A 16,446-nucleotide genomic window follows, 5' to 3' on the forward strand; every position below is an offset into this window, starting at 1 on the left:
CCGCAGGCGAATTCCGGCGCGCCGTGCGCGGCGCGCCACCGAAGGAGGAGAGAGCATCATGGCTCAACTGACACTCAAGCAGATCAACAAGCGCTACGGCGACAACGCCGTGGTGGTGAAGTCGCTGGACCTCGAGGTCAACAGCGGCGAATTCATCGTCTTCGTCGGCCCCTCGGGCTGCGGCAAATCCACCCTGCTGCGCATGATCGCCGGCCTGGAGGACATCACCGGCGGCGGCATGTACATCGACGGCCGCTACGTCAATGACGACACTCCGGCCGAGCGCGGTATCGGCATGGTGTTCCAGTCCTACGCCCTGTACCCGCACATGAGCGTGTACGAGAACATCGCCTTCGGCATGAAGCTGGCCAAGCTGCCGGCAGCCGAGATCGACAAGCGCGTGATGGACAGCGCCCGCATCCTGCAGCTCGAGCCGCTGCTGCAGCGCAAGCCCAAGGACCTGTCCGGCGGCCAGCGCCAGCGCGTGGCGATCGGCCGCGCGATTGCGCGCGAGCCCAAGCTCTTCCTGTTCGACGAGCCGCTGTCCAACCTCGATGCCGCGCTGCGCGTGCAGATGCGCATGGAGATCGCCAGCCTGCATCGCCGCCTCGGTTCGACCATCATCTACGTCACCCACGACCAGGTCGAGGCGATGACGCTGGCGCAGCGCATCGTCGTGCTCAACCGCGGCAACATCGAGCAGGTCGGCACCCCGCTCGAGCTCTACGACCACCCGGCCAACACCTTCGTCGCCCAGTTCATCGGCTCGCCGAAGATGAACCTGATGCCGGCGACCCTGGTGCGCAGCGGCGCCGAGAGCGTGGTCAGGCTGTGGAGCGGCAAGGAGCTGGCGCTGCCGATCGCCACCCCGGCGAGCGCCGAAGGCAGCGCGGTCAGGCTCGGCATCCGCCCCGAGCACATCGAGTGGGGCGAGGTGTCGAGCGCGCCCAACCTGGCCGACGTGCTGTTCGTCGAGCACATGGGCAACGAGACCTACCACTACCTCGACAGCGGCGACATCGGCGAGCCCTGGGTGGTGCGCGACCCGAGCCGCTCGGATGTGGCCGTCGGCCAGACCGTGGGCTATCGCATCCCGCCCGAGCACTGCCACCTGTTCGACGAGTCGGGCCGCGCTTTCGCCCGCCCGCCGCAGGCGGCCACCGCGATGAAGATCGGTGCGAACCAGGAGGCGCCGGTGATCTTCTCGGAGCGCGCGGCAGCCAGAGTGACGCACTGATCCGCCGGCAGGCCGCGTCCCGATCACGCCCCGGCCTGCCGACCCCGAACTAAATCCAGAGCCGAGCTTCGCCTGCGCGAAGCGGAGCGATGAACCGGCAGACGCTCTGCGTCTGCGCCGGCGGGCGGCTTCGTGCCTTCGCCCGGCAAGTAGCGCTCTGGGCTGCCTGTAAGACAAGCCGTCGGCATCGTCCTGCATGCCCCCTCAATCACTGTCCTGTCGAGGAGACTTCAAATGATCAAGAAAACCACCATCGCGCTCGCGCTCACCATGGCCTTCTGCGCAACAGCCAGTGCCGCTGACAACGCGGCCGCGCGCCAGGTGCAGGCGCTCGAGGAGCGCATTGCCAAGCTCGAACAACTGCTGCAGGCGGTGAAGAACGAAGCCCAACAGGCCGGCGAAGTCGCGCGCAAGGCTGACAGCACCGCCAGTGAGGCGAAGGCCGCCAGCGCGACCCAGGCCGCGCTGACCGAGAAGGCGGCCGAGACCGCCAGTTCCTTCGAGTTCGGCGCCTATGCGCGCTCGGGCACCTTGTCGGGCAGCGATCAATTCACTGTCGAGGGCGTCGGCCCCTATATCACGCCGGCGGCGCGCCTCGGCGGGGCAGTGGGCCGCCTCGGCCTCGAGAGCGACACCTACGTCGAGGCCAAGATGGCCAAGCGCTTCCAGACTGCCGACGGCACCACCGGCGTGTTCCACTTCATGCTCGCCGATGGCACCAACAGCAACAACGACTGGACCGCGGGCGAGAACGGCGTCAACGTGCGTCACGTCTTCGCCGAACTCGGCAACCTCGCCGCATTCAAGGGTACGGCCTTCGAGGGCGCGACCCTGTGGGCAGGCAAACGCTTCGACAAGAAGAACTTCGACATCCACTTCCTTGACAGCGACGTGGTGTTCCTGGCCGGTACGGGCGCCGGCTTCTACGATGCCCAGGTGACGCCGGACTGGAAGACGAGCTTCTCGGTGTACGGTCGCGACTTCGTGGTGGACGACCAGACCACGAGCGGCGTCGATGTGCGCGGCAAGAGCTACATCGCCACCAGCAACAACTACATCGGCGACTGGCAGGTCATGCTCAGTGGCATGCGGGCCAAGCAGAACGACGTGCGCTACCCCGAGCGCGCCACGACCGGCTACCACGGCCTGCTCGCCTACCATGCGCCGAGCTTCTACGGCGTCGCCAATGGCTTCTCGAAGACCGGTGTGCTGTATGGCAACGGCCTCGGCGCGCAGGTCAAGGTGCTCGGCGGCCAGGGCAGCCTGCTCGACGATGCCGAAGCGGTGCGGGTGTTCACGATGGGCGTGACCGATCTCAACGCAAACTGGAAGATCGCGCCGGCGCTGATGGCCGAAGTCAGCAAGGACCGCTTCAACAAGGGTGACGACTACAAGTGGGCGACCGCGAACGTCCGCCTGGTCAACTCGATCAACCAGAACTTCGCCATGACCTACGAGGGCAGCGTCCAGTACATGGACCTGGACAGCACCTTCTCGTCGGCCAGCGGCAACTTCTACAAGCTCACCGTGGCGCCGACCTTCAAGCTCGACACCGGGGGGGGCTTCTTCGCCCGTCCGGAACTGCGCCTGTTCGCCTCCTACCTCGCGTGGGACAAGGACCTCAACGGTTTCAGCTACGACAGCGCTCAGGATCCGGACGGTGGCTTCGGCAACACCCGCTTCAACGACGACAGCAAGTGGCTGCTCGGCGCGCAGATGGAGGTGTGGTTCTGAGCAAGCGTCGCACCGGCGCGCACGCGCTGCCCTGCTGACGGCTGCGGCCGGGGCGTGGAGTGCGCCTCGGCCGCGTATGCACTTCCTGCCTGACCGAGATCATGAGACTCCCTTCCCTGAGCCTGCGCGCGCTCATCACCGGCTTCGCCTCCATGGGCGTCGTCGGCAGCGTGCTGATGACCCGCCAGCCCGAGTTCCAGTCCCTGTGGTCGCTCGATGCGGCCGAGTGGGGCTGGGTGCTGTTCGCCGTCGGCTTCGGCGGCGTGATGTCCTTCCCCGTCAACCGCTGGTTCCTGGCGCGCATCGGCAGCCGCGCGATGATCGGTCGCTTCGGCATCGCCGGTGGCGTGGTGATGGCCCTGATTCCGTGGCTGCCGGGCCTGCATGGGTTGCTCGCCGGCATGTTCCTGCAGGGCATGATCTACAACGGCGTCAGCGTCGCGGTGAATCAGCAAGCGGCCGAATGGGAACTGCGCGAGAAGACGCGCATGATGGGCCGGCTGCATGCCACCTTCTACGTCGGCAGCATGCTGTCGGCCTTCGTCAGCGGTGCGCTTGCCGCCAGCGGCCTGGCGCTGTGGATGCACATGACGGTGGTCGGCGCCCTCGCGGCGGCGCTGCACGTGTGGGTGGGACGCAGGCTGCCGGCCGAAACCCCGGGGGCGGAGAATCCCTCCAGCACGCCGATCCCGGCCGGAGCGTGGCAGGGGTTGGCGGTGCTCGCCGGCTGCCATGGCGTCGTCGAGAGCGGCATCATGGGCTGGTCGGCGATCTACCTGCATCAGGGGCTGCAGGCCAGCGAGAGCGTGGCCGGCATGGCGCTGGCGGTGTTCGCCGGGACGATGGCCGTCGGCCGTTTCCTCACCGATGCGGTGGTCACCCGCTTCGGTCCGGTGGCGGTGATCGCCGTCGGCTCGCTGCTGTGCGGCCTCGGTCTGGCGCTGGCCGTGCTCGGCGCGACGCCCGTCGCGATGTTTGCCGGTCTTGCCGCTTGCGGGCTGGGGCTGGCAGCGGTGGCGCCGGTGTTCTTCTCGGCTGCCGGCCGCCTGGGCGGGCAGACGCTGGCCCTGATCGCCAGCTTCAACGCCATCGGTGGCCTGATCGGGCCGCCGGTGCTGGGCCAGGTGGCCAAGATGTGGTCACTGGGGACGGTGTTTGGCGTGCTCGCAGCGATGTGCGTGGTGATGGCCTGGAATGCGCGCGTGCTGCGTCTGCCCGCCGCCAGGAGCCAGGCGGCAGGCGTGGTGGCAGCCGATCCGGCGCTGCCGGGCAGCAAATGAGCAAACGTGTTTGCAGGATCAGCGGCAACGATGCCGAGGAGCGCATGATGGAACACAAACCGGCGCAGATCGCAGGCCTGCTGTTCGAGGCCGTGCAACAGGCGCGGATCTTTCCCGACTCGAAGACCTTCGCCGACTGTCGCGCCCGCTTCGATGACGCGCACATCCAGCGCGCCTTCGCGCAGCAGTTGCGCGAATTCGTCGGCGCCCATTTCGAGCTGCCGGCCGAGCCGCCCGCCGTCGCGCTTGCCGACAGCGCCTCGCTCGCCCAACACATCGACCGCCTGTGGACGCAGCTCGAACGCGCGCCGCAGGCGGACGAAGCGGGCAGCAGCGCGATCGCGCTCGCCCATCCGCATGTGGTGCCGGGTGGCCGTTTTCGCGAGATCTATTACTGGGACAGCTACTTCACCGCCGAGGGGCTGGCCGCGTCGGGCCGGCTCGACCTGGTCGAGGGCCTGATCCGCAACTTTGCCGACCTCATCGAGCGCTTCGGCTACGTGCCCAATGGCACTCGCCTGTACTACCTCGGTCGCTCGCAGCCGCCGATGTTCTGCGCGCTGCTGCAACTGCTCGAGCGCCACCGTGGGTTCGATGCGATCCGCGCCTTCGTGCCGCAACTGGTGCGCGAATACGACTTCTGGATGGACCCGCGCTTCGGCATGGAGGCCGGGCAGGGCGTGCAGGCGGCCGCGGCATCGGTGCACTGGCCGCAGGCGCACGCCCACGTGGTCGAACTCGCCCCCGGCGAGCGCCTGAACCGCTACTGGGATGCCCACGACAGCCCGCGTCCGGAGTCCTTCGCCGAGGATCTGCATACTCGCGCCCAGGCCCCTGCGTCGCGCCGCGCCAGCATCCTGCGCGACATCCGGGCGGGGGCGGAGTCGGGCTGGGACTTCAGCAGCCGCTGGTTCGGCGCGGGCGGGACCCTGGCGCATATCCGCACGACCGAACTGCTGGCGGTCGACCTCAATGCGCTGCTGTGGGAGATCGAATGCCGGCTCGCCGACTGGCTCGGCCGTGTCGGCGACGACCGCGCACCGGTGTTCGCCGCCGCGGCCGCGCGCCGCGGTGCGCTGATCCAGGCGCAGTGCTGGGATGCATCGGCAGGCTGGTTCTTCGACCGCCACTGGCCCAGCGGCGAGCGCAGCGAGGCATGGACGCTGGCTGGCGCCTTCCCGCTCTACTGCGGGCTGGTCGAAGAGGACCAGGCTGCGCGCATGGCCGAGGTGATTGAATCGCGCTTCCTGCGCCCGGGCGGAGTGGTAACCACCCTGGTGCGCTCGGGCGAGCAGTGGGACGCGCCCAACGGCTGGGCGCCCTTGCAGTGGATCGTGGTGCAGGGCCTGCGCCGCTATGGTCATCACCGTCTCGCCGACGACATCGCCGAACGCTTCATCGGGCTTGTCGAGCGCGTCTGGCGTCGCACCGGCAAGATGATGGAGAAGTACGACGTGTGCGACATGGCGCTCGCGGCCGGCGGCGGGGAGTATCCGGTACAGGACGGTTTCGGCTGGACCAATGGCGTGGTGCGGGCGCTGCTCGCCGCGCGCAAAGGGATCAGGGGATGAAGAGCGAGAAGGAAAAGTGGCTCGCCGGCGAGTATTTCGACCCGCTGGACCCCGAGCTGTGCGCGGCGCGCAGCCGTGCCCGCCGCCTCACCAAGGCCCTCAACGACAGCGACGACGAGGCCGCGCTGCGCGAGAGGCTGCTGGCCGAACTGCTGCCGCGCGCCGCCGGCCGCGTCTGGATCGAGCCGCCCTTCCACTGCGACTACGGCAACAACATCGAGTGCGGCGAGCGGGTGTTCTTCAATTTCGACTGCGTGGTGCTCGACGTCGGTCCGGTGCGCATCGGCTCGCGCGTGCTGTTCGGGCCTGGCGTTCACATCTACACCGTGACGCATCCGATGGATGCCGCCGAGCGCGCCGGTGGCCTCGAGGTGGGCCGGGCGGTGGAAATCGGCGACGACGTGTGGGTCGGCGGTGGCAGCATCGTCTGCCCGGGGGTGAAGATCGGCGCCCGCAGCGTCATTGGCGCGGGCAGCGTGGTGACGCGCGACGTGCCCGACGGCGTGTTCGCCGCGGGCAACCCGTGCCGGGTGATCCGCCGCCTGGGCTAGGACTCATTGCGGCACGTATGGCGCGGACTGCGCAGCGATCAAGGGATTGTTGCGATGCGCAGCAGGTTGGTCGTGCCCGAAGTCCCGAAGGGCATACCGGCCGCGATGACGATGGTGTCGCCGTGGCCGCCGAGGCCTACCTTGCACGCCGTCTCGCAAGCGAGTTCGGTCATCTCGGTCACATCCGCAACATCGCCGATCGCTACGGCATGGATTCCCCAGGCGAGGGCAAGTTGGCGCGCAGTGGCGAGGCGCGGGGTGATGCCCAGGATCGGGCCTTGAGGGCGCTCGCGCGCGACTCGGAGCGCCGAATGGCCCGAGCTGGTGTAGGCGACGGTCGCAGCCACCTGCAACAACCCGGCGACATGCCGCACCGCGGCGCCGATTGCGTCGGCCTTGTCGCGATGGCATGGCGACTGCAGGGTGGCGAGGGCTTCGCGATAGAAGGGGTCGTTTTCGGTCTGGGCGATGATGCGGTCCATCATGCGTACCGCCTGCAGCGGGTAGCGGCCTGAAGCCGATTCCGCCGACAGCATGACCGCATCGGCACCGTCGTAGATCGCGGTGGCGACATCGCTCGCCTCGGCGCGGGTCGGCACCGGGGCGGTGATCATCGACTCCAGCATCTGGGTGGCGACGATCACCGGTTTGCCGGCCTTGCGGCAGGCGCGGACGATGCGTTTCTGGATTGCCGGCACCTGCTCGGGCGGCATCTCGACGCCGAGATCGCCTCGGGCGACCATCACCGCGTCGCTCTCGGCCACGATCGCTTCCAAGGTGGCGATGGCAGCCGGCTTTTCCAGTTTGGCGACGATGCCGGCACGACCAGCGACGATGCCCTTGATCTCGGCGATGTCCTCCGGTCGCTGTACAAACGACAGCGCGATCCAGTCGATACCGAGCGAAAGGCCGAAATCCAGATCGGCCCGATCCTTCGCGGTCAGGGCTGAGATCGGCAACACGACGCCGGGGACGTTCACACCCTTGCGGTCGGACAGGCTGCCGCCTGCGATGACCCTCGCGGTCACCGCGCCAGGGCGGATCTCGTCTACCCGCAGGCGGATGCGGCCGTCGTCGAGGAGCAGGTCTGTGCCCTTCATCAAGGCGTCGAAGATCTCCGGGTGGGGCATCGACACACGGGTGAGGTCCCCCGGTCGGTCGCGATCCAGGTCGAGCTGGAAGCTCGCTCCCTCAGTAAGGGTGACGGCACCCTCAGCGAAGGTGCCGACGCGCAGCTTGGGACCCTGGAGGTCAAGCAGCACGCCGATCGGACGTCCAACTTCATGCTCGACGAGACGGATGGTCTCCAGCCGCGCGCGGTGATCGGCATGCGTGCCGTGGCTGAAATTGAGCCGGAAGACATCGGCCCCGGCCTCGAACAGCGCGCGGATGGTGGCGGCGTCCGAGCTGGCGGGGCCGAGGGTGGCGACGATCTTGGCGTTGCGTTTGCGTTGCATGGAAGAGTCCTTTCGTCTGTGTGGCCGGGAAGATGCGATGCGGATCTCGAATCGTCTTTGCAGGCCCAAAGTTAGTGGATGGACGACCTGACATGGCCGGCGTAAGCTCAAACCATCCTTAACCTGAAGAAAATAATCACCGCAGATGAACTCGGGAATCCAGCCCGCTGAACTCGGCTTCTTCGTCGCCATCGCAAGTTGCGGCAGCCTGAGCCGCGCCGCGCGCGAGCTCGGCATCAGCACGCCGGCGGTGAGCAAGCGTCTCGCCCAGATCGAAGCCCGCATCGGTGTGCCGCTGATCAACCGCACCACGCGGCGCATGAGCCTGACGCCGGAGGGTGAGGTCTTCCTTGAGCACGCGCGCCGCATCCTGGCCGAGCTGGACCTGCTCAACGAGGTGCTGGGCGGCGCGAAGGCCACGCCCAAGGGGCTGCTGCGGGTGAATGCGACGCTTGGCTTCGGTCGCCTGCATGTGGCACCGGTCATTTCGCGCTACGTCGCGCGTTACCCGGAGGTAGACGTCCAGCTCCAGCTTTCGGTGAGCCCGCCGGCGCTCACCGACGACCAGTTCGACGTCTGCGTGCGCTTTGGCGAGCCGGGCGATGCACGGGTGGTGGCCCGCCGCCTGGCGCCGAATCGACGCCTGCTGTGTGCCGCGCCTTCCTACCTCGCGGCCCGCGGCGCGCCCCGCGCGCCGGACGATCTGCGCCACCACAACTGCATCACCATCCGCCAGGGCGACGACGCCTACGGCACCTGGCGCCTGAGCGCGGCCGACGGCGCCGGCGCGGAGAGCGAGTCGATCAAGGTGCGCGGCAACCTCGCCACCAACGACGGCGAGATCGCGGTGCAGTGGGCGCTGGATGGGCGCGGCATCCTGATGCGTGCCGAATGGGATGTGCTGCGCTACCTGCAGAGTGGCCGGCTGGTCCAGGTCCTGCCGGACTATCGCACGCCGGATGCCGACATCTACGCCGTCTACCCGAAGCGCCACCAGCTCTCGACGCGCATCCGAACCTTCGTCGACGAACTGGTGGCGGCATTCGCACACCTGAATGCAGGCGGGGGCCGCCCCCGCGCCGCCGGCCTTACTTGATGAAGCTCAGCTGCGTGTTGATCTTCTCCAGCACGGGCTTCTTCTTCTCGTTGAAGACGGCCTTGTTCTGCTGAATGAGGTTGTTGCCCTTGGTGTCGATCGAGATGATCAGCGGCCCGAACTCGCGCACGCGGTTGACCCACAAGGTCTCGGGCATGCCCAGGTCCTGCCACTCGGCGCCCTCGATCTCCTCGACCAGCGTCGCCGCGAGCACGGCACACCCGCCCGGAAAGATGGCATGCACCGCCTTGTTCTCCTGGCAGCCGGCGGCCGTCTCCGGGCCCATGCCGCCCTTGCCGACGATCAGCTTCACACCGGTCTGCTTGATGAACTCACGCTCGAACTTCTCCATGCGCATGCTCGTCGTCGGGCCGATCGAGACCATCTCGAACCTGCCGTCGTCCTTCTTGCGCACGATCGGACCGGCGTGGAAGATCGCCCCGCCTTCGAGATCGACCGGAAGCTCCCGGCTTTGCTCGATCAGGCGGCGATGGGCCACGTCGCGGCAGGTCACCAGGCGGCCGGTCAGAAAGACGACGTCGCCAACCTCCAGGTCTTCGAGGTCTTCGTCACGGATGGGGGTCGTCAGGATCTTTTTCACAGCACCACTCCTTCGTGGGACAGGATTTCGTAGGACAGGTCGGCGTTGATGCGGATCTTGCCGCGGCGGTGCGCCCAACAACCGGTATTGACGGCCACGCCGATGGTCGAGGGATGGCGGGCGGACGATTCGATGTTGACGCCCATCACGCTGTTGTTGCCGGTCAGGCCCTGGGGGCCGATGCCGATCTCGTTGAGGCCCTGCTCGAGCAGTTCCTCCATCAGCGCGGCGCGCGGGTTGGCACTCTTCGAATCCACCGGGCGCATGATCGCCAGCTTGGACAGGCGGGCCGCGGTCTCCACCGAGGTCGACACGCCGACCCCGACCAGCAGCGGCGGGCAGGCATTGACGCCACGCTCGGTGATGACGTCCATGACGAACTCGGCGACCCCTTCGTAACCCTGCCCCGGCATCAGCACCTTGGCCGCGCCAGGCAGCGTGCAGCCGCCGCCCGCCATGTAGACGTCGATGGTGCAGCTGTCCTTCTCCGGCACGATGCGCCAGTCCAGCCAGGGAATATTGGTGCCGGTGTTGGTCCCAGTGTTCTTCTCGTCGAAGGTCTCGACCGCGTTGTGGCGCAGCGGGCCGATGCGGGTCGCCTCGGCCGTCGCCTCCTTCAGGATCTCCTCCAGTTCGCCGAGCAGCGGGAAGCTGGCGCCGGCCTCGACGAAATACTGGATAACGCCGGTGTCCTGGCAGCTCGGGCGGTTCAGCTTGTCGGCCGCTTCCTGGTTGCCCGCCATCGAGTCGTACACCGACTTGGCCAGCGGGTTGGTTTCCAGCGTGCGAAGTTCGGCCAGTTTGGCCTTCACGTCCTTGGGCAGGCGCTTGCCGATGTAGGCGGTGAACTTCGCCATGACATCGGTGAGGGCTGCGACTTCGTTGTCTCTTTGCATAGGGGTCTCCTGTGGGGGTGGGATCGAGGGGCCCCAGGCCTGGGGCGCCCCGGAATCGATGCGAGTTCGGTCTGGTGATCAGCCGGGGAAGAAGGGGAAGAGGATGAGTAGCAGCGGGATGCTGACGGCGCCGGACACGAAGATCAGTGGCAGGCCGCAGCGGACGTAGTCCATGAAGCGGTAGCCGCCGGCCGCGAGCACCATGGTGTTGGCGGGCATGCCGATCGGTGTGGCGTAGGCGCAGGAGCCGCCGATGACGATCGCCATCAGCACGGCCCGCGGGTCGGCGCCGATGCTTGCGGCGATCGAAAGGCCGATCGGCACCAGCAGCGCGGTGGTTGCGGTGTTGGACATGAAGTTGGTGAGCACGCAGGCGATGCTGAAGATCACGACCAGCAGCAGCACCGGGGAGGCATAATTGCCGAGCAGCCCCATCACGGTCGTCGCCACGGCCGCCCCGGCGCCAGTGCTCTCGAGCGCGGTGGCGAGCGACAGCGTGCCGCCGAAGATGAAGATTGTCTGCGAGTCGATCGCCTTGTAGGCCTGCTTCTCGGTCAGCACGCCGGTCAGCACGATGAGGACCGCGCCGATCGAGCCGATGATGTGCAGCGGGATACCGATGCGACGCTCGAAGATCATCCCGGCGATGGTTGCGAGCAGGATGCCGAGTGACATGTACTGTTTCCACTTCGGCACGTCCGAGTAGTCGACCCTGGGTTTGTGCGTGGGGTCGTACGGATCCGTCGTGTTGTTGCCGCTCGGAAGCAAACGGTGACCGAAGAAGGTGAAGTACAGGATGCCGCAGACCAGCATCGGCAGGCCGATCTTCGCGTACTCGAAGAAGCCGAAGCCCTCGCCAATCTGTTGCAGCGCGCTCTGTGCGATCAGGTTGCCGGGCGCGCCGATCAGGGTGAGGTTGCCGCCCATGGCGGCCGCGAACACCAGTGGCATCAGCAGGCGGGAACGTGAGAATCCCGATTTGGCCGCGATGCCGATGACCACAGGAATGAGCACGGCGGCGGTGCCGGTGTTGGACAGCACACCGGATAAGAGGCCGACGATGATCATGATGGCAACGATCAACTGCCGCTCGGTCTTGGCGAAGCGGGTGACGAGGCCGCCGATCTTGTTCGCCATGCCGGTCTCGAACAGCGCGCCACCGACGATGAACATCGCCACGAACAGGATGACGTTGCTGTTGATGAAGCCGTTGAACGCGACCTTCGTGTCGAGGACGCCGGTGAGGACGAGGGACAGGCAGACGATCACCGAGGTGAGCGCGAGCGGGATCTTCTCCCACACGAACATCACTGCCGCAAACAGCAGCAGCAACAGGGTAATTTCCATTGGATTCATCGAGGTCTCCTCCATGCGTGCCCGAGGGCCGGTGACGTTCGTGTCGTCATGCGGCGCGTGCGCCGAGCGGCGCGGCGCATGCCCGGCGCTGCTCGACTTCTTGTGATGGTTTTGTCCCACCCGGCGCGCGATGCGCCGGCCGGGATGGTCAGGTGCTCAGGGCTTACGAGCGGGCGAGGAAGTCACACACCGCCCGCGTCACGTCGGCGGTCTTCGCCGTGCCACCGAGGTCCCCGGTGTGCAGGCGCGCGTTCGCGGTGACGCGCTCGACCGCCTGCATCAGGCGTGCAGCTGCGGCTGGCTCGCCGAGGTGCTCGAGCATCAGCACCGCCGACCAGAAGGCGCCGACCGGGTTGGCCAGGCCCTTGCCCATGATGTCGAAGGCCGAGCCGTGGATCGGCTCGAACATCGACGGATGGCGGCGCTCCGGGTCGATGTTGCCGGTGGGCGCGATGCCGAGACTGCCGGCGAGGGCGGCTGCGAGGTCGCTGAGGATGTCGGCGTGGAGGTTTGTGGCGACGATCGTGTCCAGCGTGGCGGGGCGATTGACCATGCGCGCGGTCGCGGCATCGACCAGTTCCTTGTCCCAGCTGACGTCCGGGAACTCGCGCGCCACTTCGGTGGCGATCTCGTCCCACATCACCATCGCGTGGCGCTGGGCGTTGCTCTTGGTGATGACGGTGAGCAACTTGCGCGGCCGCGACTGGGCGAGCTTGAACGCGAAGCGCAGGATGCGCTCGACGCCGACACGGGTCATCATCGACACATCGGTCGCGGCCTCGATCGGGTGGCCCTGGTGGACGCGGCCGCCCACGCCGGAATACTCGCCCTCGGAGTTCTCGCGCACGATCACCCAGTCGAGGTCCTCGGTGCGGCAACGCTTGAGCGGCGCGTCGATGCCGGGAAGGATGCGCGTGGGGCGGATGTTGGCGTACTGGTCGAAGCCCTGGCAGATCTTCAGGCGCAGGCCCCACAGCGTGATGTGGTCAGGAATGTGCGGGTCGCCGGCCGAGCCGAAGAGAATTGCGTCTTTGTCTCGAAGGGCGTCGAGGCCGTCCGTCGGCATCATCACACCGTGCTCGCGGTAATAGTCGCCGCCCCAGTCGAAGTCCTCGAACTCGAGGCGGAATCCGTAGTCCTGCCCTGCGAGGGCTTCCAGAACCTGGCGTGCGGCGGGGATCACTTCCTTGCCGATGCCGTCGCCTGGGATCGTTGCGATGCGATAGGTCTTCATGAGTCGTCTCCAGTCCATTGGTGTGTGGGGTGCCCGAACTGTAGGGACTGGCACGGAGGCGGGCGCGGTGGCTTACTCAAACCATGATTAACCTGAAGCTAAGAGTCGCCATCGACGCGGAGATGTGATTGCGATGGCGGGCTTGCCCCGCATCGTTGCGATTCTGCTCGTCGCCGATGCAGGGCTGCCGCACGCGTAGGGGGAGGGAAGGGCGTAATTGGCCGATCGAGGCGCGCGAGTCGATGGCCGTGCAAAGCGATCGCCCGGCCAGGACAACCGCGCCGGCGTCAGCGCACGATGGTGACGCTGGCGCCCTTGCGGTAGAGCGTGATCTCGCCCGCCGAACGGTCGAAGCGGACCAGGGTTCGACCGGATCGCAGGCTCGCGGCAAACCACGGCGGCCGTAGGGGGTAGTGCTCCGAAATCGTCGCGGTGCCATCTTTGCCGCGCTGAATCACGTAGGTGCCGGCACGCTGCGTCGTGACCGCGAACGCACCCGAACGGCCGAAGGCCGCGGTCACCGACACGGGCTCGGGCAGCGTGACCGAGGCCGGCTCGATCAATCTGTCCGATCGGCGAAGCACCAGGGTATCGAGCTCGATGGTCGCGATCTCCGCGCGATCGGCCGCGAGCGCTTGGATCGGCTGGAGCGACTCCAGGATCGCCTTGCCGCCACTGCGAAGCGAAAGCGCATCTTCGGCGACCGCAACAAGCCGACCGCCTGCATGAGCCAGGCCTTCGACCGGGGCCTGATCACCGAACGGCTCGAGCCGCGCATGTATCTGCGCGAGCCGCAACAGACCGGACCGGCCCCAGGCCACCAGACCGTGGCGATCGAACAGCACGCCCCGCAGACCGCCGACATGCTCGATGCGGACGATCCGTGGCGCGTCGCAGTGCCCGATGTCCCAGACCAGGAGGCGGGTAGCGGACACGATCGCCAGCATGGCTCGGCCGCCGAGCGTACCCACTGCGGCGGTGCCGAAGTGCTTCTCGACCCGGATCCGCGCCGCCGCGAACAGCTGGGTCTGGCGGATGATTATCTGCCGGTTCGCCCGGCGCACAAGCTGGTGGCGGTCCGGGACTTCACCGTCGCCTTCAGCATGCAGGCGCAACGGCTGGCGTCGGGCCAGCGGCAGCGACTGCCCCTCGGGCCCCTCGGTCTGGATACCGATCGCGCCTGCGGCCGGCGATACCAGGGCTGACAGCCGTGCGCCGCCTTCCCCCATCGGTCCAGGCCCCGCCGTCGCCAGCACGGTGCCTGCCGGCGACAGCAACTGCACGCGCTGCCCGGCGTTCAAGCCGCTGACCACGATCTGCCACAGGCCGGTGATCTCGCGGTCGGGCGGAGGATCGATCATCCACGCCGGGTGGAAGTGCATGCCTTTCCAGAAGGCCTCCACCAGCGTCCAGTCCTTGCAGATGGCCGGCGCCATCAGCTCGACCTGCTGCATGGTGGTCTGGATCTGTGCCTGGGTCAGGATCGGAATCGGCGGGATGGTGAAGATCCGTACGCCGCCATTGGTCACCAGAATCAGCTGTACGGGGTAGGGTGCCGCGATGTATTCGGTCAGAAGCTGGGCCAGCGGGATGCTCAGTCGCAAGCTGAAATTCGATACTTCGAGGTGAGGCTGAAACTGACCCAGGGGGTCGCTGGCGGGAAGGATCTCTGCCCGGCACACGACGAGCGGAGCCTTGGTCGAGGTGAAGCCGCCCACCGGGTTGAAGTTGATGTTGAAGCCGGCCTGCAGTATCGGGTTGCTTGCGCAAGGATCATCCACCTTCCACGACCACTCGTCCGTCATCGCGCTCAACTCGGCATTTTCAAGCACGTCGATGGGGCCCAGGGCCCCGCTCAGGGCAAGCCCACCCTCGATGCCCACGACATGGGTCAGGGTCATGGTGCCGAGCCCTGCGTTGGGGAAGTTGACATGCGTCGTCCGGCGGTAGTGCTTCTTGCTCTTGCCGATCTGCTCCCAGTCGTCGCCAAGGTCGATGAATTTTCCCACCTGGTCGTGCGACTGGGTAATCGCAGCCGAGAACACGACGGGTAGGCCGACCAGACCGCCGAGAAATTCGCCCCAGTTGATCTTCTCCTCCTGGAGGAGATTGGTCCCGATGAAGCCCCAGAAAATGCCCGCCGTGAAGGCACAGCACACGAGTTCGAAGTCGCTCAGATCCCAGTCGATGGAAAGCGACATCGTCAGGCTATTGGGTGCCGGGACGCTGAAGGCAATGAGCGCCGTGATGTCGACATCGAGGTCGATCTCGTCCCACAAGCACACGCAGGCATCCACCGCCTCGCCGGAGAACGCAAGCGACACCCCCGGGCCGGAAAAGAGGGCGTTGATCGTCGGGATATGGTTCAGAAAGATGCCGCTGGGCCCGCTCTCGAGATCGAAAGTGTCATCATCGATCGGCCCCGCCAGCCCCGCCGTGATCCGCGCGACCGCGCTCTGCACCAGCAGACCGCCATCGATGAAGATCGACCACGCGCCGGCGTTGGGGTTGGGCTTGATCGAGCCGGCGAGGAAGGCTGCCCACTGGCTGGCGGAGTTCGATGCGACTGGTCCGAGCTCGAGCCGAATGGTCAGTCGCGTCAGCGCGGCGTCGGCGGAAACGTCGGCGGCCGCGGCGGTCGGCAGCGCGCCGAGGGCACCGGCCAGCGGCGAAAGATCGAAGGGCGTGCAGAGCTCGGGAAACCACTGCGCAACGAATCCGCTGATGATCAAGGCCTGGCTGCTGCTGACGGCCGGGGAGGAGCGAACGCGCAGAAAGCTGACGCAGAGGTTCGGGGTGCCGCCCTCGATCTGGATCGCCAATGCAAACTCCAGCTCGAGTGTCGGATTCCAGCACGGCGCACCGGGCTGCGCATCGCTGGCCTCGAGTGCGGCGACCGGCGTGAGAAAGAGCGAGACAGGCTGAACGACATGGATGGCGTTGACCTCCGTGCGGACCAGGGTCGAGCTGCCGCTTACGCTGATCCGGTCGAGAAAGACCGGCTGGTTGCCACAGGGCCCGAGATTCAGCGCAAAGGCCTGCGGGCTGCAGGGTGCATGTCGCATCAAGGTGTTTCGAAACGCCTGGAGAAAGCGCGTCGCGTCGACCTGGAACTCGATGACCATGGCCGTTCTCCTGGCGTTCGCGATCGGACAGGCGTCGCGACAACGGCGCCATGCGACCGCCCCCATGACCTTGGCGCCCTGGGGTGCAGTGATGACAATTCAGACTAGATCCGGTACCTCGTCAGTACAAGTCTGCTGACGGATGTCCGTGCAGGCCGGGTTCGATGCGCGCGTCGCCGCGGCTGCCCGGAACGCGCGCCGGCGTGCCTGGCCTCTCGCCGGATGTGGTTCCGCAAGCCGGCGCCTGATAACCCGCTCCACGACCCTCCAGGCTGAATCTCAGAACACCTTTGCGACGCGGAGGTAAT

Annotated in this window: 12 protein-coding genes; 6 read left to right on the forward strand and 6 right to left on the reverse strand. The window is 67.0% G+C overall.

The features are described from left to right. Positions 1-58: 58 nt before the first annotated feature. The 5 genes from PLC66_RS05955 (at position 59) to PLC66_RS05975 (ending at position 6,373) form a co-directional block, all read left to right on the forward strand. Positions 59-1,237: an ABC transporter ATP-binding protein gene (locus PLC66_RS05955; RefSeq protein ID WP_324538362.1), complete on the forward strand. Its 1,179-nt coding sequence runs from the start codon at positions 59-61 to the stop codon at positions 1,235-1,237. A 234-nt stretch (positions 1,238-1,471) separates the two neighbouring features. Then, a complete protein-coding gene (locus tag PLC66_RS05960) occupies positions 1,472-2,971 on the forward strand; it encodes a carbohydrate porin (RefSeq protein WP_324538364.1) in 1,500 nt (499 codons plus the stop codon). Positions 2,972-3,072: 101 nt separating this feature from the next. Further along, positions 3,073-4,251: an MFS transporter gene (locus PLC66_RS05965; protein WP_324538367.1), complete on the forward strand. Its 1,179-nt coding sequence runs from the start codon at positions 3,073-3,075 to the stop codon at positions 4,249-4,251. Further along, positions 4,248-5,822, forward strand: coding sequence for a trehalase family glycosidase (locus tag PLC66_RS05970; RefSeq protein ID WP_324538369.1), 1,575 nt, complete (start codon positions 4,248-4,250; stop codon positions 5,820-5,822). Before PLC66_RS05965 ends, PLC66_RS05970 begins: the two co-directional genes overlap by 4 nt. Then, entirely contained in the window at positions 5,819-6,373 is a 555-nt protein-coding gene (locus PLC66_RS05975) for a sugar O-acetyltransferase (RefSeq protein ID WP_324538371.1), read from the forward strand. The genes PLC66_RS05970 and PLC66_RS05975 overlap by 4 nt, the downstream gene beginning before the upstream one ends. A 38-nt stretch (positions 6,374-6,411) precedes the next feature. Here PLC66_RS05975 and pyk read toward each other — a convergent pair whose 3' ends face one another. Then, the gene (gene pyk, locus PLC66_RS05980) at positions 6,412-7,830 is read right to left on the reverse strand and encodes a pyruvate kinase (protein WP_324538405.1); all 1,419 of its coding nucleotides are present in this window, start codon (positions 7,828-7,830) and stop codon (positions 6,412-6,414) included. Between the two features lie 145 nt (positions 7,831-7,975). Here pyk and PLC66_RS05985 point away from each other — a divergent pair, with 145 nt between their 5' ends. Continuing rightward, positions 7,976-8,926, forward strand: a complete 951-nt coding sequence (locus tag PLC66_RS05985) for a LysR family transcriptional regulator (protein ID WP_324538373.1) — start codon at positions 7,976-7,978, stop codon at positions 8,924-8,926. On the opposite strand, the gene ttdB is transcribed toward PLC66_RS05985, so the two are convergent. The 5 genes from ttdB to PLC66_RS06010 all read right to left on the reverse strand — a co-directional run bounded on the left by ttdB (position 8,919) and on the right by PLC66_RS06010 (position 16,138). Further along, the gene (ttdB, locus tag PLC66_RS05990; protein WP_324538375.1) at positions 8,919-9,527 is read right to left on the reverse strand and encodes a L(+)-tartrate dehydratase subunit beta; all 609 of its coding nucleotides are present in this window, start codon (positions 9,525-9,527) and stop codon (positions 8,919-8,921) included. The genes PLC66_RS05985 and ttdB overlap by 8 nt on opposite strands. Next, entirely contained in the window at positions 9,524-10,423 is a 900-nt protein-coding gene (ttdA, locus tag PLC66_RS05995) for a L(+)-tartrate dehydratase subunit alpha (protein WP_324538377.1), read from the reverse strand. Before ttdA ends, ttdB begins: the two co-directional genes overlap by 4 nt. A gap of 78 nt (positions 10,424-10,501) precedes the next feature. Then, positions 10,502-11,779, reverse strand: coding sequence for an SLC13 family permease (locus PLC66_RS06000; RefSeq protein ID WP_324538379.1), 1,278 nt, complete (start codon positions 11,777-11,779; stop codon positions 10,502-10,504). A gap of 163 nt (positions 11,780-11,942) precedes the next feature. Next, complete coding sequence (locus PLC66_RS06005) at positions 11,943-13,013, reverse strand: tartrate dehydrogenase (RefSeq protein ID WP_324538381.1); 1,071 nt, start codon at positions 13,011-13,013, stop codon at positions 11,943-11,945. A 287-nt stretch (positions 13,014-13,300) separates the two neighbouring features. Further along, positions 13,301-16,138 carry a hypothetical protein gene (locus tag PLC66_RS06010; protein WP_324538383.1) on the reverse strand — a complete coding sequence of 946 codons (2,838 nt, stop codon included), beginning with the start codon at positions 16,136-16,138 and terminating at the stop codon, positions 13,301-13,303. Between the last annotated feature and the right edge of the window lie 308 nt (positions 16,139-16,446).

The sequence above is a fragment of the Thauera sp. genome, assembly GCF_035444905.1.
Taxonomy (GTDB): Bacteria; Pseudomonadota; Gammaproteobacteria; order Burkholderiales; family Rhodocyclaceae; genus Thauera.